23 protein-coding genes, 1 pseudogene and 2 other annotated features are annotated in these 25,935 nt (G+C 47.7%); of the genes and pseudogenes, 6 read left to right on the forward strand and 18 right to left on the reverse strand.

The genetic code is table 11. The features are described from left to right. Positions 1-2: 2 nt before the first annotated feature. The 9 genes from hisS to DNHGIG_RS01110 form a co-directional block, all read right to left on the reverse strand. Positions 3-1,253, reverse strand: a complete 1,251-nt coding sequence (hisS, locus tag DNHGIG_RS01070) for a histidine--tRNA ligase (RefSeq protein ID WP_282197937.1) — start codon at positions 1,251-1,253, stop codon at positions 3-5. A 365-nt stretch (positions 1,254-1,618) separates the two neighbouring features. After that, positions 1,619-1,837 (reverse strand) — a binding site (T-box leader). Positions 1,838-1,944: 107 nt separating this feature from the next. After that, the gene (hemZ, locus tag DNHGIG_RS01075; protein WP_282197938.1) at positions 1,945-3,459 is read right to left on the reverse strand and encodes a coproporphyrinogen dehydrogenase HemZ; all 1,515 of its coding nucleotides are present in this window, start codon (positions 3,457-3,459) and stop codon (positions 1,945-1,947) included. Between the two features lie 63 nt (positions 3,460-3,522). Continuing rightward, positions 3,523-3,696, reverse strand: coding sequence for a hypothetical protein (locus DNHGIG_RS01080; RefSeq protein WP_282197939.1), 174 nt, complete (start codon positions 3,694-3,696; stop codon positions 3,523-3,525). A gap of 304 nt (positions 3,697-4,000) precedes the next feature. After that, positions 4,001-5,884 (reverse strand): PTS fructose transporter subunit IIABC, encoded by a 1,884-nt coding sequence (locus DNHGIG_RS01085; protein ID WP_282197940.1) that lies wholly within the window; start codon positions 5,882-5,884, stop codon positions 4,001-4,003. Beyond that, positions 5,881-6,828 carry a 1-phosphofructokinase gene (pfkB, locus tag DNHGIG_RS01090; RefSeq protein ID WP_282197941.1) on the reverse strand — a complete coding sequence of 316 codons (948 nt, stop codon included), beginning with the start codon at positions 6,826-6,828 and terminating at the stop codon, positions 5,881-5,883. Before pfkB ends, DNHGIG_RS01085 begins: the two co-directional genes overlap by 4 nt. Next, positions 6,825-7,625 (reverse strand): DeoR/GlpR family DNA-binding transcription regulator, encoded by an 801-nt coding sequence (locus DNHGIG_RS01095; RefSeq protein ID WP_282197942.1) that lies wholly within the window; start codon positions 7,623-7,625, stop codon positions 6,825-6,827. The genes pfkB and DNHGIG_RS01095 overlap by 4 nt, the downstream gene beginning before the upstream one ends. Positions 7,626-8,192: 567 nt before the next feature. Next, positions 8,193-9,245 (reverse strand): selenide, water dikinase SelD, encoded by a 1,053-nt coding sequence (gene selD, locus DNHGIG_RS01100; RefSeq protein WP_282201322.1) that lies wholly within the window; start codon positions 9,243-9,245, stop codon positions 8,193-8,195. Positions 9,246-9,249: 4 nt separating this feature from the next. Beyond that, positions 9,250-10,662 (reverse strand): L-seryl-tRNA(Sec) selenium transferase, encoded by a 1,413-nt coding sequence (gene selA, locus DNHGIG_RS01105; RefSeq protein WP_282197943.1) that lies wholly within the window; start codon positions 10,660-10,662, stop codon positions 9,250-9,252. Between the two features lie 480 nt (positions 10,663-11,142). After that, on the reverse strand, positions 11,143-11,331 hold the full coding sequence (locus DNHGIG_RS01110; RefSeq protein WP_282197944.1) for a hypothetical protein: 189 nt from the start codon (positions 11,329-11,331) through the stop codon (positions 11,143-11,145). A gap of 197 nt (positions 11,332-11,528) precedes the next feature. On the opposite strand from DNHGIG_RS01110, the gene acnA reads away from it, so the two are divergent. After that, the gene (gene acnA / locus DNHGIG_RS01115) at positions 11,529-14,246 is read left to right on the forward strand and encodes an aconitate hydratase AcnA (RefSeq protein WP_282201323.1); all 2,718 of its coding nucleotides are present in this window, start codon (positions 11,529-11,531) and stop codon (positions 14,244-14,246) included. A gap of 328 nt (positions 14,247-14,574) precedes the next feature. On the opposite strand, the gene trpS is transcribed toward acnA, so the two are convergent. After that, a complete protein-coding gene (gene trpS / locus DNHGIG_RS01120) occupies positions 14,575-15,567 on the reverse strand; it encodes a tryptophan--tRNA ligase (protein WP_282197945.1) in 993 nt (330 codons plus the stop codon). A gap of 251 nt (positions 15,568-15,818) precedes the next feature. After that, positions 15,819-16,154 (reverse strand) — a binding site (T-box leader). 88 nt (positions 16,155-16,242) lie between these two features. Continuing rightward, entirely contained in the window at positions 16,243-17,028 is a 786-nt protein-coding gene (locus tag DNHGIG_RS01125) for a hypothetical protein (protein ID WP_282197946.1), read from the reverse strand. 227 nt (positions 17,029-17,255) lie between these two features. Between DNHGIG_RS01125 and DNHGIG_RS01130 the strand changes: the two genes are divergently transcribed. Continuing rightward, a complete protein-coding gene (locus DNHGIG_RS01130) occupies positions 17,256-18,545 on the forward strand; it encodes a glutamate-1-semialdehyde 2,1-aminomutase (protein ID WP_282197947.1) in 1,290 nt (429 codons plus the stop codon). A 158-nt stretch (positions 18,546-18,703) separates the two neighbouring features. On the opposite strand, the gene DNHGIG_RS01135 is transcribed toward DNHGIG_RS01130, so the two are convergent. Continuing rightward, positions 18,704-19,546 (reverse strand): deoxyribonuclease IV, encoded by an 843-nt coding sequence (locus DNHGIG_RS01135; protein WP_282197948.1) that lies wholly within the window; start codon positions 19,544-19,546, stop codon positions 18,704-18,706. Positions 19,547-19,767: 221 nt separating this feature from the next. Here DNHGIG_RS01135 and DNHGIG_RS01140 point away from each other — a divergent pair, with 221 nt between their 5' ends. Next, entirely contained in the window at positions 19,768-20,310 is a 543-nt protein-coding gene (locus tag DNHGIG_RS01140) for a C40 family peptidase (RefSeq protein ID WP_282197949.1), read from the forward strand. A gap of 89 nt (positions 20,311-20,399) precedes the next feature. Here DNHGIG_RS01140 and trxA read toward each other — a convergent pair whose 3' ends face one another. Then, positions 20,400-20,726: a thioredoxin gene (gene trxA, locus DNHGIG_RS01145; RefSeq protein WP_282197950.1), complete on the reverse strand. Its 327-nt coding sequence runs from the start codon at positions 20,724-20,726 to the stop codon at positions 20,400-20,402. A 23-nt stretch (positions 20,727-20,749) separates the two neighbouring features. Continuing rightward, complete coding sequence (locus tag DNHGIG_RS01150; RefSeq protein ID WP_500790168.1) at positions 20,750-20,983, reverse strand: NifU family protein; 234 nt, start codon at positions 20,981-20,983, stop codon at positions 20,750-20,752. A 267-nt stretch (positions 20,984-21,250) separates the two neighbouring features. On the opposite strand from DNHGIG_RS01150, the gene DNHGIG_RS01155 reads away from it, so the two are divergent. Continuing rightward, positions 21,251-22,480: a helix-turn-helix domain-containing protein gene (locus DNHGIG_RS01155; RefSeq protein WP_282197951.1), complete on the forward strand. Its 1,230-nt coding sequence runs from the start codon at positions 21,251-21,253 to the stop codon at positions 22,478-22,480. A gap of 72 nt (positions 22,481-22,552) precedes the next feature. Here DNHGIG_RS01155 and DNHGIG_RS01160 read toward each other — a convergent pair. Next, a pseudogene (locus tag DNHGIG_RS01160) lies at positions 22,553-22,699 on the reverse strand (manganese catalase family protein); the annotation flags it as partial. A gap of 119 nt (positions 22,700-22,818) precedes the next feature. Between DNHGIG_RS01160 and DNHGIG_RS01165 the strand changes: the two are divergent. Then, positions 22,819-23,520, forward strand: a complete 702-nt coding sequence (locus tag DNHGIG_RS01165; RefSeq protein ID WP_282197952.1) for a YiiX/YebB-like N1pC/P60 family cysteine hydrolase — start codon at positions 22,819-22,821, stop codon at positions 23,518-23,520. A 100-nt stretch (positions 23,521-23,620) separates the two neighbouring features. Beyond that, on the forward strand, positions 23,621-24,679 hold the full coding sequence (locus DNHGIG_RS01170) for a YncE family protein (protein ID WP_282197953.1): 1,059 nt from the start codon (positions 23,621-23,623) through the stop codon (positions 24,677-24,679). A 55-nt stretch (positions 24,680-24,734) separates the two neighbouring features. Here the strand turns inward: DNHGIG_RS01170 and DNHGIG_RS01175 are convergent, their stop codons facing one another. The 3 genes from DNHGIG_RS01175 to DNHGIG_RS01185 are packed head-to-tail and all read right to left on the reverse strand — an operon-like array spanning position 24,735 to position 25,832. Then, a complete protein-coding gene (locus DNHGIG_RS01175; RefSeq protein ID WP_282197954.1) occupies positions 24,735-25,304 on the reverse strand; it encodes a manganese catalase family protein in 570 nt (189 codons plus the stop codon). A 31-nt stretch (positions 25,305-25,335) separates the two neighbouring features. Next, complete coding sequence (locus DNHGIG_RS01180) at positions 25,336-25,605, reverse strand: spore coat protein CotJB (protein WP_282197955.1); 270 nt, start codon at positions 25,603-25,605, stop codon at positions 25,336-25,338. Continuing rightward, positions 25,602-25,832, reverse strand: a complete 231-nt coding sequence (locus tag DNHGIG_RS01185) for a spore coat associated protein CotJA (RefSeq protein WP_282197956.1) — start codon at positions 25,830-25,832, stop codon at positions 25,602-25,604. Before DNHGIG_RS01185 ends, DNHGIG_RS01180 begins: the two co-directional genes overlap by 4 nt. Positions 25,833-25,935 lie beyond the last annotated feature (103 nt).

A 25,935-nucleotide genomic window follows, 5' to 3' on the forward strand; every position in this document is an offset into this window, starting at 1 on the left:
GCTCATCCTTTCTGCATCTGTAATTTTTTGATTAATTCATGAAACGGTACGGAGATTTGTTCGCCTGTCGCCATGTCTTTGACATTGGCTACTCCTTTCGCCAATTCTTCCTCACCGAGAATCACCACTTGTCTCGCATGCACCCGATCGGCCGCCTTCATCTGCGCTTTCACGCTTTTTCCGAGATAGTCTTTGTCAGCCGTGAGTCCTGCGGTTCGAATCTCCTGCAACAGGGAGACGGCTTTCCGTTCAGCTTCTTCCCCTAATGCGATGAGAAATACATCGATGCCTGGTGTGATCTTCATGTCCACTCCCTGTTCGCTCAGGACATCGATCACCCGCCCCATTCCGCAACCGAAGCCAATCCCGGGTACGTCCGGTCCGCCGATCTGTTTCACCAGACCGTTATAGCGCCCTCCTCCGATCAGAGTGAGGCCGTTATACGTGATTTCAAAAGCGGTTTGTGTATAATAATCGAGCCCGCGCACGATCCTTGGATTGACCGAATAAGGGATACCGCAATCATCCAAGTATCGCTTGACCGCTTCGAAATGTGCGGAACACGATTCGCATAAACAATCGAGCATCGTGGGCGCATCGGCCGTCAACTCTTTGTCGCGCGGAACTTTACAATCGAGAATCCGCATGGGGTTTCGTTCAAAGCGATTTTGACAATCGCTGCACAGTTCCGGACGGATCGCCGCCAAATGTTCCAGTAACCGTTCTCTGTACACGGCACGGCAGGAAGGGCAACCGACCGAGTTGATCTCAAGTGTATGTCCCTGGAGACCGGCTTCCAATAGAAAGGTCATCGCCATGGCGAGAACTTCCGCATCGACACTGGGATGATCGCTTCCCAGCGCTTCGATACCGAACTGGACAAATTGGCGTTCGCGGCCTGCTTGAGGGCGCTCATAACGGAACATCGGACCCACATAGTAGAGCTTGGTGGTTTCCGGATTGCCATACAGTTTGTTTTCCACAAACGCGCGCACGACTCCAGCTGTCCCCTCCGGACGCAATGTAATGGAACGCCCCCCTTTATCCGTGAATGTATACATCTCTTTTTCAACGATATCCGTCGTTTCGCCCACTCCTCGTTGAAAGAGCTCTGTATGTTCGAAAATGGGTGTGCGGATTTCATGATAGTTATATCGGCGACATACGTCTCGTGCGACCCGTTCAACAAATTGCCACTTTTCTACGACACCGGGTAAGAGGTCGGACGTGCCGCGTGGACGATTGGTCAACATATGAAAACCTCCTTCATATTACTTTGAAAACTAGTGCTTGGGTGGATGAATCACTTTGCGCTTAGGTTCGGTGAAGGTCTTCTTGAGGCATATGCTTGGCGTTCATGCTCCGTGGAGGTCGTCTCGCTTGGAATATGTTTAGTTGTTGCGAGACGACCTCCAAAGTCGCTGTTAAACGCCAAGCATATGCTCCTTTAACGTTCCAATGGATGCGAGACGACCTCCAAGGTCGCTGTCTCACGCAAAGCATTACGCCCACCCAAAGACACTCATCACTCTTCTGATGGCGCCGCTTGAAATCTACGTGCCTAAGCAGACCAAAGAGCCATACAAAAAAGCCCCTCGCCCCCAACAGATCATTTTCCGCCAGGGACGAGAGACCGCACTTCTCCCGTGGTACCACCCTCATTGAGGCAAAGCCCCCACTCTTCGAGATAACGCTTGACCGCGCCCGTGACGGATAAATTCCGCCTTGGGTCCTCAGGGGTGTTCTTCCCTCGACGCTTCTGTAGAAACAGTCTCAGCCACGCTGTTTCCTCTCTGGTCAGGCTCTTCGAGGTACTTCTTCCCATCATCGGATATGATGTATATGGTTCAACACATTATGTATGTAAGATGGAATGATACACAGGCCCTTCACGGATTTGTCAAGATAGTTCTATTATAACCGAACCGGTGGGTGGATGCTAGTCTATACGCGTGTTTGCACTTGTTCAAACGTTTTGCGAAGTGCATCGATCTTTCTGGCTATAACCGATTCGATCGATTCTACATACGCTTTCGGTTCTCTCGGATTAAAAACTTGCCCCAAATTTTTCCCGTTTAATCCGATCAATTTGGTTGTCGCTCCCCCGCCGATACCGATGATCGTCTGGCGTTCTTCCATGATGCAAATGTTATAAATCCCCTCTTTACCAGGCAGAGAATATCCTACATTCTCCAAGTTACCGAGAATGTCTTTCTGACGATAGATATAATAGGGTTTATAACCGAGTGATCTTGACCATGCCGACGTCTCTTCCATCATTCTCCTGACCATTTCTGTATGCGGAATCTCAAATTTTTCCCTCTCTTTATTGACAACTGCCGTACGCTTGAAAGACATCGTATGTACAGTCACTGAATCGGGAGACAGTTTTTCGATCCGTTCCCGCGTATAGCGAATATCATCGAGATCTTCACCCGGGAGACCCAAAATCATATCCATATTAATATTTTCAAATCCCGCTTCCCTGACGAGGTGAAAACGGCGATCCACGATATCAGGGGTATGTCCGCGTCCGATGGTCTTGAGCGTTTCCGCTTTAAATGTCTGCGGGTTCACGGAAATGCGGTTGACTTTAAAGCGGCGTAAGACATCGATTCGATCAGGGGTGATCGTATCCGGACGTCCCGCTTCCACGTTGAGTTCACGCCAGCGGTCTTGCCCCGGAATTTCCTTGTACAACGCTTCCATGAGGCGTTCCAATTCGGGAGCATTCAACGACGTAGGAGTACCTCCTCCTACGTAAACACTCGTCACAGGGATTTCGTACTGGCGCAGGCATTCGCCCACAGCCTTTAACTCCTTTTCAAGAGCGCCCAGAAATTCGTGAGCATATGTGTATTTCTCGATCATCGAATAGGCGGGAAACGTACAATATGCGCAATGTGTCGGACAGAAAGGAATACCGATATAAAGGGATACTTCTTTTTCCAGTTGGTAGAGATCGGGGATCACCTGAAGTTGAATGTCTGCAATTTCAAGCAAGAGATCGATACGCGAGTCCGAAATCCTGTATTCTTCGGCGAGTCGCCGGCGAATCATCACTGGATCCAACCTTTGTTCGATCATCTGATGGACAAGTTTCATGGGCCTAACGCCCGTCAGAATCCCCCACGGTTGCTGTTCACCTGTATAGTCGGACAGACAATCGTGCAACACGTGCAGAACCGCCTGTTTTCCTCTCCTACGCCGAAAAACGGAATCCGCATCGTCAGGCAGCAGCTTGGTAAACTCATGTACATAAGAAGTACTGTCGCGCACATGCAATTCCCCTCGCGCCCGCAAAGCGTTTCCGAGATCCTTGAGCCACAGCTTGATCGTCACATCTTCATGTGAAGGTTCTGATGAAAAAACTAGAGAACATTCAGGCAAAAAAAGATAGATGAGCCTTTCCACTTCTCTCTCAAAATTAAACTGGACTTGTTCGACTCGAAGCAGCACTCGAGCACCTCCCAGTCCCTAAGTCTACTGCTGCAGAATCGGAACGTCAACGGAGAGGTTCCACTATTTACGCATCCGATTTTTTAATGTTTGTACTTCTTTATGGGTGATTCCCATCGTTGTCAGAGCTTCATCATCTTCCAAGTAGGCGGTTTTTTCCAAAAAATCATGAACATCAACCGGCAAGAGCCGCGAATTTTCGTTCTCATTCCAATGCTGCCAGATACTTTTACGCATGCCAGCCCCTCCTTTCCTTGTTTCCTAGTGTATCCGCTCTACGTAGGAAAAAAACGAGGAGATCTCGAGGAACGATCACAAATCATCGCTTATGACCTTGGAACTGACCGTTTTGTAATAGCAACCGCGTACGATGTCAGTATTCTGACGATACCGGGACTGATCCTCAGAAGAGGATGAAACAATAGCAACGACGAGCATTTTTCAGGAATCAGAAGCCGAATCGTTTTCTCCAATCATTTCCGGAATATTTAAAATAAGGTCGGAAAAAGAGTGTTTTTCGCCCTTTTTCCGACCTTTTTGACTAATTTTCAATCTGTTTCTTCAATGCAGAGACAAGGATTCCCGTGACCACGGCACCTATGAGGATCGCCAAAGCGTAAAGACCCACATGGCCGACAGCGTTCGGTACCGCCAGAACGAAAATCCCGCCATGTGGCGCCCGTAACGTACAATGGAACAACATCGACAACGCCCCTGTTACGCCCGAACCGATGATAATCGAAGGAATGACGCGGAACGGATCGCGTGCAGCAAAGGGGATCGCTCCTTCCGTAATAAAAGAGATTCCCAGCACAGCAGCCGCTTTTCCCGCTTCCCGTTCTTCCTGAGAATATTTGTGTTTTGAGATCAACGTGGAAAGAGCCATTCCGAGAGGCGGAACCATTCCGGCAGCCATCACGGCCGCCATAACGGTATAGCCGGCATCGGTCTGTGTGCCTAACAGTCCGGTCGCGAATGTGTAAGCCACTTTGTTGATCGGCCCGCCCATATCAGCAGCCATCATCGCGCCAAGTAACAATCCAAGCCCTACCGACGCGGAAGCTCCCATATTCTTCAATCCCATGGTCAGCCAATCCATCAGCCCCTTCACTGGCGTGCCTATGACAAAGACCATGACCAGACCGACGATCGCCGTCGCGAAGAACGGAATGATAAGAACGGGCATCAAACCTTGCAGATTTTTTGGCAGCTTGATGCCATCGCGAATCCATTTGGCAACATACCCGGCTAAGAAACCGGCGATGATACCTCCAAGAAACCCTGCTCCAATTGTCGAGGCGAGCATACCGCCGACAAGACCCGGTGCTAAGCCTGGACGATCGGCGATCGACATAGCGATAAATCCTGCAAGAATCGGAACCATAAGGGCAAATGCGGAGCCTCCGCCGATATCCATCAATGCTTTGGCGATCGAATGGTATGGGGAAGCGGGATCTTTAAAAGCGGTAATACCGAACGCGAAGCTGAGAGCGATCAACAAACCTCCGGCTGTCACCAAAGGAATCATATTGGAAACGCCGTTCATCAAATGTTTGTAAAACGGCGGCATCGCAGCTTTCTTCTCTTCTTTTGCCCGTCTTACACGATCGGTATAATCTTCTCCTCCTCGATAAACAGGAGCTGACAATGCTTGTTCAATCAAACCTTTCGCATCTTTGATCGCTGCAGATACCGGTACCTCCACGAGTTTCTTTCCTATGAAACGATCCAACTCGACTTTTTTATCGGCGGCAATGATCACTGCTTCCGCTTCCTGCAGATCTTTGTTATCAATAACATTCTCTGCACCGACAGAGCCTTGCGTTTCAACTCTGATCTCAAAACCGAGTTCTTTCGCCGCCTTTTCTAGCGCTTCCGCAGCCATATACGTATGCGCAATGCCTGTCGGGCAAGCGGTAACCGCCACCACTTTTTTTACTGCTTTAGGATCTTGAGAGGAATTTTGCTCGGGTTCCGAGTAGCGATCGATGAGAGCGATGACATCTTTCGTTGATTGAGCCGACAACAGTCCCTCACGTACCTCTTCGTTCATCAATAACCGTGAAAGCAACGCCAGTACGCGCAGATGCTCATCATTCGCTTCTTCCGGCACGGCGATCATAAAAACAATGTGAACAGGCTTGCCATCCAAGGATTCGTATTCGATCCCTCCGCGGCTCAAACCGAGTGCAAGTGCCGGACGGACAACAGCTGATGATCGACCGTGCGGGATGGCCACACCGTCGCCGATTCCAGTCGTTCCTTCCTCCTCCCGTTTGCGCAGCGCTTGCAGGTAAGCCTCTTGATCTGTAAGTAGTCCGTCCCGTTTCAAAAGGTCTGATAGTTCTTTGAACAGATCCGCTTTATTTTCCGCTTGTAATTGCAATAAAATTCTGCTTTCTTGTAATAAATCAGTGATCTTCATACACTCACCCCATTTATTGGCATACAAACAATCTGATTGACGAACTGTTCTGCCTCGGTACGGTTGCAGACTTGTGAACCTTCTTTGAGAACAGTAGCTACACCGCACGCATTGGCAAATACGAACGAAGCGAGCGCATCACCTGTTGATAAATACTTGGTCACAAATCCTGCTAAAGTCGCGTCCCCCGCACCGACGGTGCTTCTCGCCTCCACCTTCGGAGTAACCGCACGAAAGGCTCCCTGTTTGGACACATAAAGAGAACCTCTCTCGCCCAAAGAAACGAGGATATGCTTCACTCCTTGCGCCAATAGTTCCTGCGCGGTTCGCACAATCTCTCCTTCCGTTCGCAACTCAATACCTGCCAATTGACTCAGTTCTTCCTCATTAGGCTTAATCAAATCGGGTTTTCCTGCAATCGATTCTTTCAACGCTTCACCCGAAGTATCGAGCGCGATAAACACGTTCTTGCGAAGCGATTGAATGATCTTCCGGTAAACGATGGGATCCGTTTCGCCTGGTACGCTTCCCGCAAGAATGAGTGCATCCCCGTCTTCCAGCAATTGATCGATTTTGTTACATAAGCGAACCAGGTCCTCTTCATGAGGATGGGGCCCCGTACCATTGCATTGCGTCTCGGACTCCGGTGAGATGATTTTCACGTTTGTGCGTGTTTCACCCGCGATCTTGATAAAGTCGGCAGGAATTTCTTTATGCTTGAGATCCGCCTGGAGCCATTCCCCGGTTGAACCGCCGATAAATCCAGTCGCAACCGTTTTCATCCCCAAATTGTGTATCACTTTGGAAACGTTGATCCCTTTTCCCCCACTGTCTTTCCTCATGGAAGAAACGGAATTGATTTCGCCTATACGTAAAACATCCACATTGAGTGTTAGGTCCACTGCCGGATTGAGAGTCACTGTTACGATTTTCAAGTCCTTCACTCCTTTGCCTCCATGACTGTAACACCGTTTTCTTCGAGCCAGGAGCGATCTTCATTGCTGATTCCTTCGTCCGTTATTACGATGTCGATTTCGCGGATGCCGGCGACGTGCGAGAGTGTGACTTTGCCGAATTTCGAACTGTCGATAAGCAAAACAACTTTACGAGCCGCGCGGATCATCGCTTGCTTCACAAATGCTTCTTGCATATCAGGCGTGGTCAGCCCTTCCTCCTGTGAAAGCGCGTTGATCCCTAAAAAACAGATGTCGACATGAAACCGTGATAAGAGCTCCAATGTCAACTCGCCCACCATCGCTTGAGTATTGGCTTTGAGCACGCCGCCGGTCACGAGAACGTTATATTGTTTCCCTCTGAGGATCTCGGCGACATTCAACCCGTTGGTGATGACACGAAGATGAGGAGTCTGAAGATGTCGGGCAAGTGCGGCCGTTGTCGTGCCTGCATCAATTATCAACGAGGTATGCTCTTCCACGAGGCTTGCCGCAAGTCTCCCGATTTTTTCCTTAGCTTCCGCAAACATGACCGATTTATCGAGATTGGAGGGTTCGTAAGTCATATGTTGGAGCAACACAGCCCCTCCATGTACCCTTTTAATCAAACCTTGTCTCTCCAACTCTTCCAGGTCACGCCGAATCGTTGATTCGGACGCAGTAAGCATTTTCATCAATTCGGATATACGAACCGATCCCTTCGTTCGTATTTCTTCCATAATGAAATGTTGCCTTTCAACACTTAAAATACAATCACCTCCCGAAAGCGATTTCTTATAATGTATCACAAGGTTATCACACAATCAATCATAATCATTCATATTCAATCATTACCATTCAATTTTCTATCATAAACTTTCAAAGACAAATCTGTACATTACGTAACTACCCTTTTGGCATTCTGGGTGCAGCGATTGCTATCTTGAAGATGAGTGCTTGGGTGGGTGTATCGCTTTGCGCTTGGGTTCGATGAAGGTCGTATTTGTGGCATATGATTTGCACTCATGCTCCGTGGAGGTCGTTTCAGCGGGTATATGCATTGCGCTTATGCTCCGTGAAGGTCGTCTCGCATGAAATCATAATCATATGTTGCGAGACGACCTTCAAAGTCGCTATTACGCGCAAAGCATATGCCCCTAAACTTCCGAAAGGAAGCGGAACGACCTTTCACTCACCTCTGGGCTGCAAAGCGATACAACCCACCCAAAAGCCAGTCCGATTATTTTGGCAGACTCAATCTTCTATTTCTACTCAAAAAAGTTTTCATCTTCTCATGGTGACGCTTGCATTATGAGGGACTACCAAAAAAGAAAAGACAGTCATCGTGTATGATGACTGTCCAACTCGTATATGATTCACTTGACCACAATCCGTTTCGGATGGTCGCTGACAACCTCTCCGATGATCGCCGCTTCTGTGACACCTTTTCCGTGAAGCGCTTGAACAAGCGGTTCCGCATCACCCGCCGGTACCGATAAGAGAAGTCCGCCCGATGTCACCGCATCACATAGGATGTAGCGCATCGTCTCGTCGATATGTCCGGCATAATCCACATCGTCTTTCAACCAGTCGAAGTTGCGATGTGTGCCTCCGGGCATGATTCCCTGTTCCGCGAGGGAGCGTGTCTCGGGCAGCACGGGAACCCGATCCGCATGAATGACAATCCCTGCGCAGGAGCCGCGGGCCATTTCCATTGCGTGGCCGAGCAAGCCGAAACCGGTGATGTCCGTGCATGCGTGTATTTCAAAGCCATGAGCGACTTCGGAAGCGGTTTTATTCAAAGACGCCATCACTTGCTGCACGCGTTCGATCGCATCTTGCGATGCTTTTCCCCGTTTGATGGCCGTAGTCAAAATGCCTACGCCGATCGGTTTCGTCAAAATCAGCTTGTCGCCCGGGCATGCCCCGGCATTGGTCCATACCTTATCAGGATGAACGATGCCAGTCACAGCCATTCCGAACTTCGGATCACGGTCATCGATCGAATGACCTCCGATTATCACGGCCCCTGCTTCTTTCACTTTGTCGGCACCGCCACGCAAGATTTCCGCCAGAATCTTTTTATCCAATTTGCTAACCGGAAATCCTACGATGTTCAGTACGGTAAGCGGTTTGCCTCCCATCGCATAGACGTCAGACAACGCGTTTGCCGCAGCGATCGCGCCGAACATGTAGGGATCATCGACGATCGGAGTAAAATAGTCGACCGTTTGCACGAGGGCTGTTTCCTCATTCAAACGATAGACCCCGGCATCATCGGAAGTGTCCAGTCCGACGATCACATCCGGATTGGGCATGTTTTTCGGTAGATGGCTCAAAACTTGAGCCAAATCGGCTGGGCCGATTTTGCAACCTCAGCCCGCTTTCTCAGTCAGCAATGTAAGCCGAACAGCTTCTTCAGGTGTCATGCCGTCAACAGATGTTGGCGAACGCTCTGCGGACACTTTCAATGCATTCTTGGATTTCTCGTCTGAAGATTGTACGGACATCGAACAACAAAGCCTCCTTTCGAATCATCGCCATTACGGGGATATCCACAAGGCGCATCGCTTCTGCCAAAGCATTGAGTGAGAACTGACTGCTCTTCACAGCCACCAGTAAAGTCGGCAGCTCTTCCGTCGGTAAGCTGCCTCCTCCCACTTGCGAAACGCCATCGACCACCGACACGTTTGCTAGCTCGTGAAAGATCTTTCGCAAGCCGGATGCCAATTCTTCCGCAGCTTCTCTCAAGTCTTCAAATGAGCGGGTTAACATGTACAGAGTGGGAATTTCCCGGATCGCCTTCTCCTCGTCGAGATACAAGCGAAGGGTCGCTTCCAAAGCGGCTAACGTCAGTTTGTCCACCCGCAATGCACGCGTCAATTGGTTTCGTTTCAATCGCTTTATATATTCTTTTTTGCCGATAATGATTCCTGCCTGTGTCGCTCCGAGCAGTTTATCTCCGGAAAACGAAATGATATCCACTCCCGCTTTCACGCTCTCGCTGACGGTCGGTTCATCTCCGATGCCATATTTCCTCAAATCGAGCAGTGAGCCAGAACCGAGATCTTCGTATACGGGAACGTTTCGCTCATGGGCGATGCGCACAAGCTCTTCCAGAATGGGCTGATGAGTGAACCCGACAATACGAAAATTACTGGTATGCACTTTCATCACCAGTGCGGTTTCTTCGTCGATCGCCCGTTCGTAATCATACCCGTGCGTCTTGTTCGTAGTACCCACTTCATGCAAAATCGCTCCAGATTCTGCCATCACTTCCGAGACGCGAAAAGAGCCGCCAATTTCAACGAGTTGCCCACGCGAAATCACAACTTTTTTCCCTTTGGCCATCTCCCGCAAGACGAGCAAGACGGCTGCCGCATTATTGTTGACGACAAGCGCGGCTTCAGCTCCCGTCAGCCTGCAGATCAAATCCTCGACATGCGCATAGCGAGTGCCTCTCTCCCCCGTATCCAAATTCAGTTCGAGGTTCGTATACCCGGAAGCTGTCTTAACGAGGATATCGACCGCACTTGACGCCAGCGGGGCACGTCCCAAATTCGTATGTAAAACGACTCCTGTCGCGTTTATGACGCGCCGGTAATGTGTTTGATAGAGGAGCGTCAATCTTCTTTCGACCGCCTCGACCAATTGCTCCATCGTCGGCGCTTGCTGTTCTTCCCCCGCAAGCATGCGATTGCGAATCGTAGTGATCACTTCCGATACCGTTTTCGAAACAAGCGTGTGACCATACTCTTGCAACAATGGTTCACATTCCGGTGAAACAATCACACGATGAACCGCAGGAAGGTTGCGCAAGAGTTGTTTTCGCGATTCGTTCGACATCCTGTTTCCCCTTTCAGGGTTTACTTCTCTTTTCCACTAATTGTACATGAATAGCTTTTCTGCGGCAAACATATAAGACGCATCAAATTCCCTTGTCAACAAAACAATGAATAACGGATCAAAGCGGACCTTTTTTACACCAATAATGAAAGCATCCGCCTCAGATGTGCGGATGCGATGAACAGATACTGATCTTCTTGTCATATTGCGTATATTCAAATAGGTTCCAACTCTCTTGTTAGACCTTCTTCTCGCGCCACTTCTCTGACCGTCAAGATACGCTTTTTTACGCGATATGGGGCGCCCGAACATAACCGAGTCAAAGGATTCACCGATGTGCTCAACTCCGCATCATACTTGCAGCGTTCCCCATCCGCTTCCATACCTGCGATGCATGTATCGGTGAATGCCCGGATTCATGTGGACAAGATCAGAATCGCATGCAAGAGGTTATAAGCCAACATCGTGTTTCCTCCGTCTTTAGCTTTGAACATCGGTCAAATCGTTGCGCAGAATCGGGGCGCCGGCAGGAACGTTTTGTTCCACGACTCCGCCACCTTCATCCACCATTCGATCCATTCCTTCTTCCTTATCTTCTTCGGCCAAGTCGTTCAACACATTGCTAGATTCATTCACTTTGCGATTGATTTCTGGTTCCATAGGTTCCATATGTATTCCCTCCTCATCGAATTATTCCGTCCTCCGCCGATACAACTTGAGTAACTTGGACATCTACAACTTTTATCATGGTTAAAACGGAACAGGTTATGTATCTTTTGTCAAATCACTCAGAAGACGATTAGTCGATTCCGATTTGGCACAGAATAGTCGAGTAAACAAAAATCGGACATAAAGTGAGGTTGATACTGTTGGTTCATAACCCTTTCTCTTCACTGTCAACTTTACATATAAACGGAAGGTCTTATCAGTACTACCGCTTGCAAGCGCTTGAAGAACAAGGGGTTGGGCCTGTTTCCAGGCTCCCTTTCACGATCAAAATCTTGTTGGAATCCGTATTGCGAAAAATGGACAATCGGGCGATCACCGAACAGCATGTTCGTCGTTTGGCCAATTGGGATCCAGCACCGAGCAATGGCGGTGAAGTGCATGAGGTTCCTTTTATGCCCGCCCGTATCGTCCTGCAAGATTTCACCGGTGTTCCTGCCGTCGTCGATTTGGCCGCCATGCGACAAGCGGTGCATGATCTAGGTGGAGAACCGTCGAAAATCAATCCTCTTGTCCCTGTTGACCTGGTGATCGACCACTCGGTACAGGTCGATTCTTTCGGCAGCGCCGATTCGCTCAGCAAAAACATTGAGATCGAATTCAAACGCAATGAAGAGCGTTACAAGTTTCTTCACTGGGCAACAAAAGCTTTTCAAAATTTCCGTGTGGTGCCACCGTCTGCAGGGATCGTGCATCAGGTCAATCTTGAATACTTAGCTTCCGTTGTACTGCAAAGACAGGATGGAGATGTACTACAGGTCTATCCAGATTCTTTAGTCGGTACCGATTCTCACACAACGATGATTAACGGATTGGGTGTCCTTGGCTGGGGGGTAGGCGGGATTGAAGCGGAAGCGGGGATGCTTGGTCAGCCCTTGTACTTCGTCACCCCTGAGGTCATCGGTTTTCGCCTGACCGGACAACTTCCTGAAGGATCCACAGCCACCGACTTGGCACTTACGATCACCAATATCCTTCGAAAAAAAGGGGTAGTCGGAAAATTTGTGGAATTTTTCGGGAAAGGATTAAGCACGATCAGCTTAGCCGATCGTGCCACCGTCGCGAATATGGCTCCGGAATATGGTGCAACGATGGGCTTTTTCCCTGTTGACGAAGAGACATTGGATTATTTGCGCATGACGGGACGCAGTGAGGAACACATTGCTCTTGTGGAAGCGTATACAAAGGCGCAAGGGTTGTTCCGGACAGACGAAACGCCCGATCCTCTTTTCTCTGATATCGTTGAACTCGATCTATCGACTGTAATGCCTACCATGGCTGGACCGAGACGTCCGCAAGACCGCATCGATCTCACACACATGAAGGAGCGTTTTCAACAAGCGCTCGTGCAGCCGCTACGGGAAGGCGGATTTGGTTTAACGCCTGAACAAGCGGATAAAAAAGTGACAGTCAGACATGCAGACGGAACGACGGGCGAACTGACCAACGGTTCTGTTGTTATTGCAGCGATTACGTCTTGTACGAATACTTCCAACCCTTCAGTCATGCTCGCGGCTGGATTGTTGGCGAAAAAAGCGGTGGAAATGGGTTTGAAACGGAATCCCAATGTGAAAACAAGCCTGGGTCCCGGTTCCCGTGTGGTCACCGATTACCTTGAGAAAGCGGGACTTCTTCCGTATCTTGAACAACTCGGCTTCCATGTTGTCGGTTATGGATGCACCACATGTATCGGAAACAGCGGTCCACTGATACCGGAAGTGGCGGAAGCGATTCGAGCCAATGAGTTGACTGTCACTTCCGTCTTGAGCGGCAACCGAAATTTTGAAGGGCGCATCCACCCTCTTGTCAAAGCGAATTACCTGGCTTCGCCTCCGCTTGTCGTCGCCTATGCCCTGGCTGGAACGGTTAATTTCGATCCGTATAAAGACCCGATTGGTTTTGGAAAAGAGAATCAACCGGTTTTTTTGAAGGATATTTGGCCGAGCGGCGACGAAGTGGAAACAGCGATTCGCTCGTCGATCAGCCCCGAGATGTTCCGCAAACGGTACGAAAACGTACTGGAATTTAATGACCGTTGGAATGCGCTCCCCACTCCAGAAGGAGCTCTTTATGCTTGGGATCCGAACTCCACATATATTCAACAACCGGACTTTTTTGTCGGTTTGTCCCGGGATGTCAAACCGATTGAAGAGATTCGCGGCGCCTGTGTACTGGCCTTGCTTGGGGATTCGGTTACAACCGACCACATCTCTCCTGCTGGCGCAATTCCGCCCACTTCCCCGGCCGGAAAATACTTGATCGAAAAAGGAGTAAAACCTGAAGACTTCAACTCTTATGGTTCTCGTCGCGGAAATCATGAAGTGATGGTACGGGGGACGTTCGCCAATATCCGCATTCGGAATCAAATGGCACCGGGAACAGAAGGCGGCTATACCACCGTTCCGACGAATGAAGTAATGACCATTTACGAAGCAGCGGTGAAGTATATGCATGACAAACAACCTACGCTTGTCATTGCGGGGAAAGAGTACGGAACCGGTAGTTCCCGTGACTGGGCTGCGAAAGGAACTTATCTGCTTGGCGTGAAAGCGGTGATCGCCGAAAGCTTCGAACGGATTCACCGCAGCAACTTGGTGGGAATGGGGGTCTTGCCGTTACAATTTGTTTCTGGTGAAAACAGAAACACACATGGAATTACAGGTCAAGAAACGTTCGACATTATCGGACTGAACGATCAGATTCAACCGAACCAAAAAATACGCGTACGCATGACGAAACAGGATGGAACGGTTTCCGAATTCGATGTGATCATGCGCCTCGACAGCCAGATTGAGATCGACTATTACCGCAATGGGGGCATCCTGCAAACGGTCCTGCGCAATCTGATGACGAGCTAGTAGATTTATTGAAAATAAGTGCTTGGGTGGATGTATCGCTTTGCGCTCATGCTCCGTGGAGGTCGTCTTTCAGGCATATGCTTTACGTTCGTGCTCCGTGGAGATCGTCTCGCATTGTTGCGAGACGATCTCCAAAGTCTCTATCTCACGCAAAGCATATGCCTCATTCACGTTTAAAGGAAGCGAGACGACCTACAAAATCGCTGTCTCACGTAAGCATTACGCCCACTCAAAAGACACTTTTCATCCTCTTGATGCCGCACACAGAAAAAGAACAACGCACCTTACCCGAAAGTTCAAAGGCAGGGTGCGTTTCGTTTTCGATATTTTACAATTGCAAGAATCCCATGCGTTCCCGCACTTTTTGCAGGGTTCTATTGGCGATCTCTCGCGCCTTTTTCGCTCCCTCGCGGAAGGCATCGACCGCTTCGCCCGATTCTAACAACCGATGGAATTTCGCTTGTATCGGTGTGAGTAGTTCCACGACAGAGTCCGCCACTTCACGTTTGAGATCCCCATAACCTTTGCCCTGGTAACGGTTCACGATGCTTTCAATACTTTCTCCCGTACAGAGAGAGAGGATTTCCAGCAAATTGCTGATCCCCGGTTTCGCCTCTCGGTCATAGCGGATTTCTCGCTCCGAATCGGTCGTGGCCCGCGCAAATTTCTTCTTGATCTCTTCCGGTGTATCCAACAGGCTGATATAACTGTTCGGATTCGGGGAGCTCTTACTCATCTTTTTCGTCGGCTCATCGAGTGCCATGATTTTCGCCCCGATTTCCTCAATCCATGGTTCCGGAATGGTGAATGTGTCACCGTAATCACGATTGAAACGTTCCGCAAGATCACGCGTCAATTCGATGTGCTGCTTTTGGTCGATTCCAACCGGTACGCGTTCCGTTTGATAGAGCAAGATATCGGCAGCCATCAACGCAGGGTAAGTGAATAACCCGACACTGACAACGTCTGCGTTCGCCCCGCCCCCACTTTTATCTTTAAATTGTGTCATTCGCCCCAGTTCACCCATTCGTGCCACACATTGCAACATCCATGCGAGTTCCGTATGAGCAGAAACATGTGACTGCACGAATACGATCGCTTTCTCGGGATCGATCCCGCATGCCAAGTACATGGCACATGCCTCAATCGTCTGTCTGCGCAGTGCCTCGGGATCCTGCGGAACTGTGATCGCATGTTGATCGACGATACAATACATGCATTCGTCAGTCTCTTGAATTTTCACAAAGCGGGACAAAGCCCCGAAATAATTTCCGAGTGTGAGTTTACCGCTCGGTTGAATGCCGGAAAAGACTCGTGCCATACTAGATACCTCCTATCTTGATAATAGACTACCTTGAAAATGTGTAGTTTGGTGGGCGTATGCTTTGCGTTCGCGCTCCGTGGAGGTCGTCTCGCACGGAATATGATCAATGTAGCGAGACGACCTCCAAAGTCGCTGTCTCACGCAAAGCATTACGCCCACCTAAAGACACTTTTCATCCTCTGATGGCGCAGCTTGCGGCATGAAGGGCTATCTTGACAATAGGGAAAACACAAAAAAGCCTCTCATCCGTAAGGGACGAGAGACCGCGTTGCCACCCTCATTGGCTCGTGATTGAGCCCACTCTGCCCGCATGCATGGATCCCCTATTCTCCGCAGATCCATCCATGCGCGTCTCTGTTAACGTAGAGACCTACCGGCCCTTCCTACTCAAGGTTGTTTTAAAAGGCTCAAGCGACGCCCTTCAAAGGACACGCATTCACAGTTGAAAGTAGCCTTTTACTATACCTTCCCTCAGTCGGGCAGCTCGGAAGCCCATTCCGCATCCGTCCCTCACCGATTTGCACCTTCCATCGGCTCTCTGCGGAGGTCACAGGATACGTACTTTTCTTCCTCATCGCATTCAATTATTCTGGAAGTTATCCACTATTATAACAAATATTTAACCGATGTCAAAACGGAGAATGGGTTTTCCATTATCTGAAAGTCTTCGCTTTACTCTCTATCTTTATTCTTATGTTTTCCGTGATCCATATGTTCTTTTTGTTTTTCCCATCCTTTATGTAACCCATGATCAGGGACATTGACTTTTTCTTTGTCAAATTTGACCTTTTCCCCATCTTTCATTACAATGTTCAACTCATGAACGGCTGTAAGAGCTCCGCGGTCAATCGTGGTTCCCGGTTGAGTGAATGCTTTGTTCAAACCGTCGGTCAAACCTAACCGTTCAATCAATTGATTCAGCAACAGTTTCGCGTCGCTCCCTTTCACCTCTACATGTTTGTCGCCTAGAGAACCTGTGAGCTGTGCCGTACCCTCTTTTTCCGAGCGGTAATCAAGCTTTAATTCTCCCTGATTCGTGTTGCTGCTAAGGTGTAATTCTTGTACGTTTTCGATGGAAAAACCTGACGAATTGGCCGTTTGCGCTCCTCCACTCTGATTCTCAGTCAAGGTTCCGTTCGGGGACGCAGATGTTTGATTCCCGCTCTCCACAACAAACGGGTTAGGAATGGCGCTCGTTGAAGGAACACTTGCATTTGCATTCTCTGTACCGGTTGGATTCGTTACGGGCACAGGTTTCACTTCTTCAATCGAGATGCTGACACCTGATGAATCCGTGTTTTTCGAAGAATGTGAAGGTGAGGATGTTTGTGGAACCGTTTGGATGGATGAACGGTTTGAATCCGATGAACTGGTGAACCCGCCCGAAGCGAACGCATATACAGAACCCGCCATGACAGCGGGTACGGTAATCAGTGCGATTTTAGACCATTTCTTCACTCTTGATCCCCCCTGGTGATTGCTGATCTATTCGTGACGACTCTTTTGTCCGATCAGTGAACGCACGGCCCAATAAATTGTCGTTTTTTATCAAAAGAATCCGCGCGGAAAGTCCTTCTATCCAATTCGCAAACACTCACTCCGGAATGTCCGTCCGATCGATCATGGACAGTAAGGCCCTAAATTGTTACGATGAAACAGGAATTTCTTTAAGGGGGCAACATGCGATGGATCATACACTTTCACAACGGTACTATGAAGAAGCGTTAGAATATATTGTCGGAGGTGTGAATTCTCCCTCTCGTTCGTTTAAAGCCGTAGGGGGAGGAGCCCCTGTATTTATGGCCAAGGGAAAAGGGGCGTACTTCTGGGATGTCGATGGAAACCGTTATATCGATTATTTGGCAGCATACGGTCCTTTGATCCACGGACACGGAAATGAACATATCGCAAAAGCGATCGCACACGCGGCGGAAAACGGTGTTCTTTACGGCACACCAACCGTACTGGAGATACAATTAGCGAAAATGTTGCGCGAAGCAATCCCCTCCTTGGAAAAAATCCGCTTCGTGAATTCTGGAACAGAAGCGGTGATGACATGCATACGTGTAGCACGTGCCTATACGAACCGCACGAAGGTGATCAAGTTCGAAGGGTGCTATCATGGACATTCCGATCTCGTCCTTGTAGCAGCCGGTTCAGGCCCTTCAACGTTAGGCATCCCTGATTCCGCAGGGATCCCTGAGTCAATCGCCCAGGAAGTGATTACCGTTCCCTATAATGATCTCACAAGCTTTGAGGAAGCGTTGAAACACTGGGGAGAACAGACGGCAGCCGTACTTGTCGAACCGATCGTAGGCAATTTCGGTATCGTCCAACCGGAACCGGGATTTCTCGAAGGGGTCAACCGACTGGCACATTCGTACGGAGCGCTCGTCATTTATGATGAGGTGATCACGAATTTCCGCTTCATGTATGGCGGCGCACAGAATCTGCTCGGAGTGGAACCGGACATGACCGCCCTTGGAAAAATTATCGGCGGCGGTTTACCAATCGGGGCATATGGCGGACGCAGAGAGATCATGGAAAAAGTGGCTCCTCTCGGTCCTGCTTATCAAGCGGGTACGATGGCTGGAAATCCGGCATCGATTGCCGCGGGAATCGCATGTCTGGAGGAATTGCAAAAACCCGGTACATATGAACGAATGGACGAATTGGCGGGGATTCTTGCTGAAGGATTGCTGGCTGCCGCGCGAAAATATGGTCACAAGGTGACGATTAATCGTTGCCGCGGTGCATTCACATTGTACTTCGGGCGGGAGGAACCTGTGAAAAATTATTCGGATGCACAAGCTTCCGATGGGGAAGCATTTGCACGCTTCTTCAGGGCGATTCTTGAAGAAGGAATTTGTTTGGCTCCGTCCAAGTATGAAGCATGGTTCGTTTCCACGGCTCATAGCCGTGAGGACATCGATTACACGATTGCTGCCGCTGAACGCGCATTTGCCAAAATGTAAAAACACATAAGGGAGGATCCCTTTGTTCGAGACTTTCCGTCTAAGCCCGGGTGTGTGTTTCTAGCACACACCCGTTCATTGTAAGACGGACACCCCCTCGTTCTGCGTAAGACGATTGAATCCCCAGGAATCACTTCCTCCTTTACATTGTTCGATCACTATAAGTAACTTGGCTCCTCGATTTCGCCCCGAATATAGGCGATCTCCTCCTTATAGCGTCCTTCCGGCGTTTCAAGAATACAAGGCATGTCCCTTAAAACCTCATGGTGAACGATCCGTCGAATCGCTTCTCCCCCGATTGACCCTTTGCCAATGTTTTCGTGGCGATCCTTACGGGAATTAAAAGGGGTCTTTGAATCGTTGATATGAAACACTTTTAAGCGATCAAGCCCGATGATATCGTCAAACTCTTTCATGACCCCTTCAAAATCATTGACAATATCATAACCGGCCGAGTATAAGTGGCAAGTATCTCCACAGACCCCCAACTTCTCCTTGTACTTGACTAAGGAGATGATCTCCGCTATCTCTTCAAAACGGTTCCCCACCTTTGATCCGTCACCGGCCATCGTCTCCAGACAGACGAATACATCTTCTTCTCCTGTGAGAATCGCATTCAATCCTTCAGCGATCCGTTTGATCCCGTAAGGAATCCCTTCTCCAACATGAGAACCCGGGTGAAAAACAACATACCGAATCCCCAGATACGAAGTTCTGCGAATATCTTCCCGTAACAAATCGATGCCGTACTCCCATGTATCTTCTTTGGGAGAAGCCAGATTAATCAAATAGGGAGCATGAACCACCGGATCTACGATGTCGTGTTCTTTCATCAATTCATACGCTTTCTCCCGATTAAACTGTTCAATCGGCCTCGCTTTGCCTCCCCGATTCGAACGGGTATAAATCATAAATGTATTCGCACGATAACTGACCGTCTCTTCAACAGCCGCGAGCAATCCTGTTTTTGCGATCGATACATTAGCTCCAATTTTAATCACGAGTATCCTCCTAACAGTCAATAACTCATGCTTATTCTAACATGAAATTCGACGGGGCCGTCCAAAGTCTAATACATTTCTCTTGCGTTGCTCCTTTCATGGACACTTTGAAAATGAGTGCTTGGGTGGATGGGGGACTACCTAGAAGAAATTCTTTTGCACGATTGGAACATACTAGGGAAAAGAACACCATTTGAAAAGCAAACGAAAAGGAGGAGACTATGTTTTCCCCATCCCATTCACGTTTGCTGTTGCCATTTGTAATGGTCATCTCTAGTATTTCTTTAATCTTACTGATTTCATCAGAAGTGCCTTATGCGTACAAACAAGTGAAAGTGGAGACGGCAAACAAACAAAGCAAACCACAAGATATCACGAGAAAATCCTATGAAAATACTGGATCGGAAGTAGTCATGATCGCCAAGCGTTACATCGGCACTCCCTATCAGTGGGGCGGAGGGAGACCGAATGGGTTCGACTGCTCCGGCTTCGTCCAGTATGTCATGCGCCAAGCAGGAATTTCGATCCCGCGGATTACATACGAGCAATACAAGTTCGGCGATCCGGTCGATCGCAAACAACTACAAAAAGGGGATCTGGTCTTCTTTCAGACCGATCCCCCCGGCGCTTCCCATGTAGGGATCTACGCCGGCAATCAGACGTTTATTCAGGCTGATGCGACCAAAGGCGTGAAAATTTCTTCCCTCGAACACTCTTACTGGAAACATTCCTACTTGGGAGCGAGGCGAGTCATACTCCCCTAACGGATAGAAGCGTCAATAACAAAGGAAAGCCCCCTATATGACAATAGGGAGCTTTCTCAGATCAAATGAAAACGGCTTTTCAGGCGCTCTTATAAGACATCCGCCAATTTATCCAGCATGTCTTTTTTGGGCATATAACCAACGAGCGACTTCACAACTTCACCGTTTTTGAAAACAAGCATGGTCGGAATCGACATGATGCCGTATTTCTGAGCGATCGCCGGGTTTTCATCTACATTGATCTTACCGACAACCAGTTTGCCCGAAAGTTCGTTGGCAACCTCATCGATCACGGGAGCGACCATTCTGCATGGACCGCACCACTCGGCCCAGAAATCGATCAAGACGGGTTTATCTGTTTTCAATGTTTCCTCGAAATTCGCTTCAGTGACTGAAAGAACAGAAGCAGATGCCATATTGAACCCTCCATCAGAAAGAATTAAACGGCGATAACCTCTTTGATCTCTGGTACAGATGCACGGATCGTACGCTCAATGCCCATTTTCAAGGTCATCGTGCTCATCGGACAACCGCCGCATGCACCCACCATTCGAATGGTTGCAGTTCCATTCTCCGCATCGACATCGATCAGTTCGGCGTCACCGCCATCCGCCTGCAGACCAGGGCGAATTTTATCCAAAGCTTCTTGAACACGTTCACGCAGATCAGCCATGAGAAAATCCCTCCAACATCAAATGTGGTTCATCAAGAATATCATACACGAATAGTATCGCCATAGAAAGACCAACCATTCGCGAGACAAACACAAACATTTCTGCCGGACTGAAATCATATTTGATTCAACCGGTACAATGTTAGTATACACGAACGATAAACCGGAAAATGTGATGCAACTCACACTTCATTTACATCTTGCCCTACGTTCTATAATTATGGTATTTTTAGATAATACTCGTCGCGAAATGGAGGCTTGTTAATTATGTGTACAATTGGTCAAAAGATCCGCGAGTTACGCGTCAAGCGTGGTCTCACTCAGATCGAATTGGCCAATGGACTCGTGACGCCGAGCATGATCAGCCTGATTGAGACGGACAAAGCGAATCCGTCACCAAAATTGTTGCAACACATCGCTGAAAAACTGGGTGTAGCGATGGATTATTTTTTGGAAGAAGGAACATCTCCCTGGGAACCGCTTAGCGCCTACACACTGGCGAAAGCAATGCTCCTTGCCGGAAATTATGAAGAGGCATATTCTTTATTGCAACAACTGACCGGGTCCACAACCTCCCTTTCTCTCAGCGATATCCAACTGCTGCTCGGTGAATGCCTCTTTTACATGGGAAAATATGAGGATGCAATCCAAGTATTTGAACGGATTATTGACGGGCAACCTTGCCCCTATGAACGCCGCGTTCAATTTCACTGCTTTTATCTGATGGGAAAAGCGTACATAGAACTACATAATTATACGTTGGCAAAACACTTTTGGTTGAAAGCTTACGAGTGGGCGTCCCGCTCAGATTCGATCGATCCTTCCGCGATCCGCACGCTTCTCTTGGACTACGTGCGCCTTTGTTTAATTACGGGGGAAAAAGAAGAAGCGGCTTCTTACGTCGAAAAAGCGAATAGAATCAAGGAAGTAGGCGCATCGATACAAGAGATCGCCCTTGCTTATGTCGAAAAGGCGAAACTGGAACAAGATCAGGAAAACTATAAGTCAGCAACCGATTACAGTCATCGCGCAGTTGGTCTGTTGGAAGCCATCCAGCTTGTCAAAACATCGATTGACCTGGATGTATACGCGGCGATCCTGCAAGGTGATCAAGGCAACATTCAAGAAGCGTTAACCGACCTGCAGAGATGTAAACAAGCGTATATGTCAATTGGAATCGATAGCGAAAACAGCTTTCTTCATCGTGAAGCCGCTCGTTTCTGTCTTCAACTTCAAGATTATGATACCGCTCTTTTTCATGCGACCAAAGCCCTTCATTTTGCCAAAAATGATAAGGAACGCGCCTATGTGTTACGTACACTTGCATTGATCAAAAAAGAGTTAGGTCATTTGCAGGAAGCAATTTCAAATGTAAAGAAAGCGATCCAACTTTTCGCAAGCCGCGAGATGTTCGATGAACTGACGAAATCCTACACCCTCCTGTCTGAAATCTTTGCTCTCCTGACGGAAATGAAAGCAAAAACGAGACCGTCCTGAAAACTTGCGTGTGAACTCTATCGGAGATGGAGTTACAGAACGGCCCCGGCACACGCCGGGGTTCTATTTGGTTTAGTAGAATTTTTTCCGATCCCGTTCTTCCTTGAGCATTTCGACCGCTTCACGAAATCGTTGCGAATGGATGATTTCCCGTTCCCTAAGAAATTTGAGCCCGTCTTTTAAATCGGGATCGTCCGTTAAATCGATCAACCATTGATATCGAGTAAATACTATAATTTTTGAAAATTGTGTTTTAATTCTTGATTAATAATGCATTTTCTGGTAGTATAAAAATACTAACCGGTTAGTAAGTATTAAAAAATTGAGGAGGTATATTTATGAAAATGAAAAAATTAATATTGTTTTTTACCGTTTGCTTACCTACATTCGGTACAAATTTGACTTTTGCAGCATCTTCGCAAGTTCCTATTGATGAAAATTTGAATCGTCCACATATTGAAAAACCATCAATTCCAGCTGATCCTCGTGGTCCTCTACCCAAAGATGCATCAGAATGGGATCAATGGATTAAAAAACATCCGGATCCACTAGCTAAAAATGGTGGAGTTACGAGTTCGGTAATTCCCGCCTCCATTACCTTGGGGCCGTTGGTTAATGGAGATATTATTTTGGGTGCATCCCCGACAAACGGAAGTAAAAGCAGTGTTCCATATGGGTATTTTCGACATGCCGCAATGTATGATTCCGGAAATGGAAACTTCATTTCTGCTATGCCTGGTATCGGTGTCTATCGTGAAACCACATCTTTCTGGTCAAACGGTTACAATGTAGTACGAAACATGTATGTGACCAATGCTTCTTACACTCAAAGGCAATCTGTCGTTCAAAATGCTGCTGCTCACATAGGGGAACCCTACAATTTTGGTTCTTCAAAAACGGATATAAGTTCATGGTATTGCTCTAAGTTGCCTTGGTTTGAGTATAATAAATGGGCTTCTATTGATATTGATGCAAATGGTGGATATTGGGTAACCCCAGATGATATTTATAATGATAGTGATGTTACTTTAGCTTGGTAACGTGGATAATAAAGAACATAGTACTTTTATGCGAACAAATAAACGCTATAAAAACAGGGGGATTCCATTCTGCCTGTTTTTATAGCAGCGGAGGATATTTATGTTAAACAAAGTATGGGTACTTCCCCTTTCATTATTCTTTTTGGTCGCTTGTTCAAGTAGTAGTCATTCACTTTCTACTACTACAGATGGACACTCGATTCTTTATGTCAGTGATAGCCATAAAATAGACATTGTTGATGTGGATACAAACAAGAACAACATCATAAACAATTCGATATTTATACAAAGCTTGAACTATGACAAAGAGAAAAAAAGAATTGTAGCTCCCGGATATTCTCCTGAAGAAAAATTTCTGGGACTTTTGTTTGTCGAGGGTACGGACTTGAAAAAAAAATCCACTTCGCCGTTTGCCCCTATCCATCTCTATCAATATGGAAATACGTATGTCATGGACTCCGCTCAGGTATTGAAAGACGGAAAAATAGATATCACCCAGATCGGAGTGTATAATTCATCAACCGAAAGCATGATCAAACTATTGCAGGTTCCAGGCATTGTAAAAGATATTATTGGATTTGGATCGAAGGCGTATATTTCCAGTTATCTCTCACCAGAAAGTACACAGAACGAGGGTGTACCCCCCAAATCGAATATTTATGAACTTGATCTCCATTCATATAAACTCCGTCCAATATTCCACCAGGATCAAAAGTTTGTTCCGTTTCGGTTGCTTTTTCATGATGGATATTTATACGGGGTCTATCAAAGCGCAAATAATGTGCCGATAGAAGCTCCGCAAAATCAATTGATCAAAATCGATCCCCAAAAAGGTGTGATCGAAAAGACCGTTCAGTTACCAATATTTGCTAAAGATATGACATTATCATCGGATGGGAAAAGCATTTTTGTCACCCATTTTGATCAATGGGGGAGTCAGGATCTCCTTGAAAAACCGTTAAGTAAAGTAGATCTAAGCACATTTCAGGTTGATGAATTAACCTATCCGATCCGAGCAGTTTCGCTTGTATCCCTCAATGGCAAGTTGTACGTTGGCAATAGTATTGATAGAAATATAGTGGTTATCGATGAAAAGACGTTTAAAGTGGAAAAGACCATTCAAGCAGAAATACCGGCGATGTATATGGTCAAAAATTAATCCATTTTCCCATAAAGGTGGCACCCCTTTATCATCAAGGAGTGCCATCGGTTCGCTAGAAGATGTGTTTCCGCTCTTGCTCCTCTTTCAATAATTCGACCGCTTCACGAAATCGTTGCGAATGGATAATTTCCCGTTCTCTGAGAAATTTGAGCCCGTCTTGTAAATCGGGATCGTCCGTTAAATCGATCAACCATTGATACGTAGCTCTCGCTTTTTCTTCAGCGGCAATATCTTCGTAAAGATCGGCGATCGGATCGCCCTTCGCTTGAATATAAGTTGCCGTGAAAGGAACACCCGCCGCATTATGATAAAACAATGCCCGATCATGATCCGCGTAATGTTCCCCGAATCCTGCTTCTTTCAATTGTTCCGGAGTTGCATCTTTCGTGAGTTTATACACCATTGTCGCGATCATTTCTAAGTGGGCAAACTCTTCCGTCCCGATATCTGTAAGTAATCCGATTACTTTATCAGGAATCGTGTAACGCTGATTCAGATAACGGAGTGCAGCAGCCAATTCACCGTCAGCACCACCATACTGTTCGATCAAATATTTCGCCATTCGTGGGTCACATTTACTGACACGCACTGGGTATTGCAATTTCTTCTCGTAAATCCACACGTCACGAACTGCCTCCCTCCGAAGTTACTCATTATACTTGCCAGGGCCACGGTGAATCGTCCCACTGCCATGGAAAGCGGGAATAGCTGTGTCCGAAGTGGGTCAAGGGACCGTAACGGCTCTCATATTCCTGCGCGATCTTCCAACGTTCTTGAACATAATGGTTGTGTTGTTCGAGAGCATTCCTATCATCCGGATGTGTATCCAAGTACAGATTGAGTTCTACAAGAACGAAGTCGATCGCCTGAAGTTGATGCAATAGCTCGTAGTATCGACGGTCGACAGAATGACGCTCGCTCATGACCGATCTCTCTCCTTGTAGCTGTCTGTTCGTCCTTCGTAAGGGCTATAGAGGGCAGGCCATAACACACCATGCTTTATCGCTTCGACAGGGGTAAATTGCGGGAGATTCGGGGGTTGAAAGCCCAGATACAGGTGCGGGGGCGTCGCGTATGTCTTGGAAACCAATGGCCTGCAGGGATCGAAAGGGCTCACGAAAGGATGGTAGACCTTCGTTTGTGTGAACAACTCACACCCCTCCTGTAAAACAATTGTGTTCACTTTACTGTATGTTAGGCATTTATACTTGGGTATGGGCTTTCGCCTTTTTTCGGGAGAAAAAAAAACGCGA

The sequence above is a fragment of the Collibacillus ludicampi genome (assembly GCF_023705585.1).
In the GTDB taxonomy this organism is placed as follows: Bacteria; Bacillota; Bacilli; order Tumebacillales; family BOQE01; genus Collibacillus; species Collibacillus ludicampi.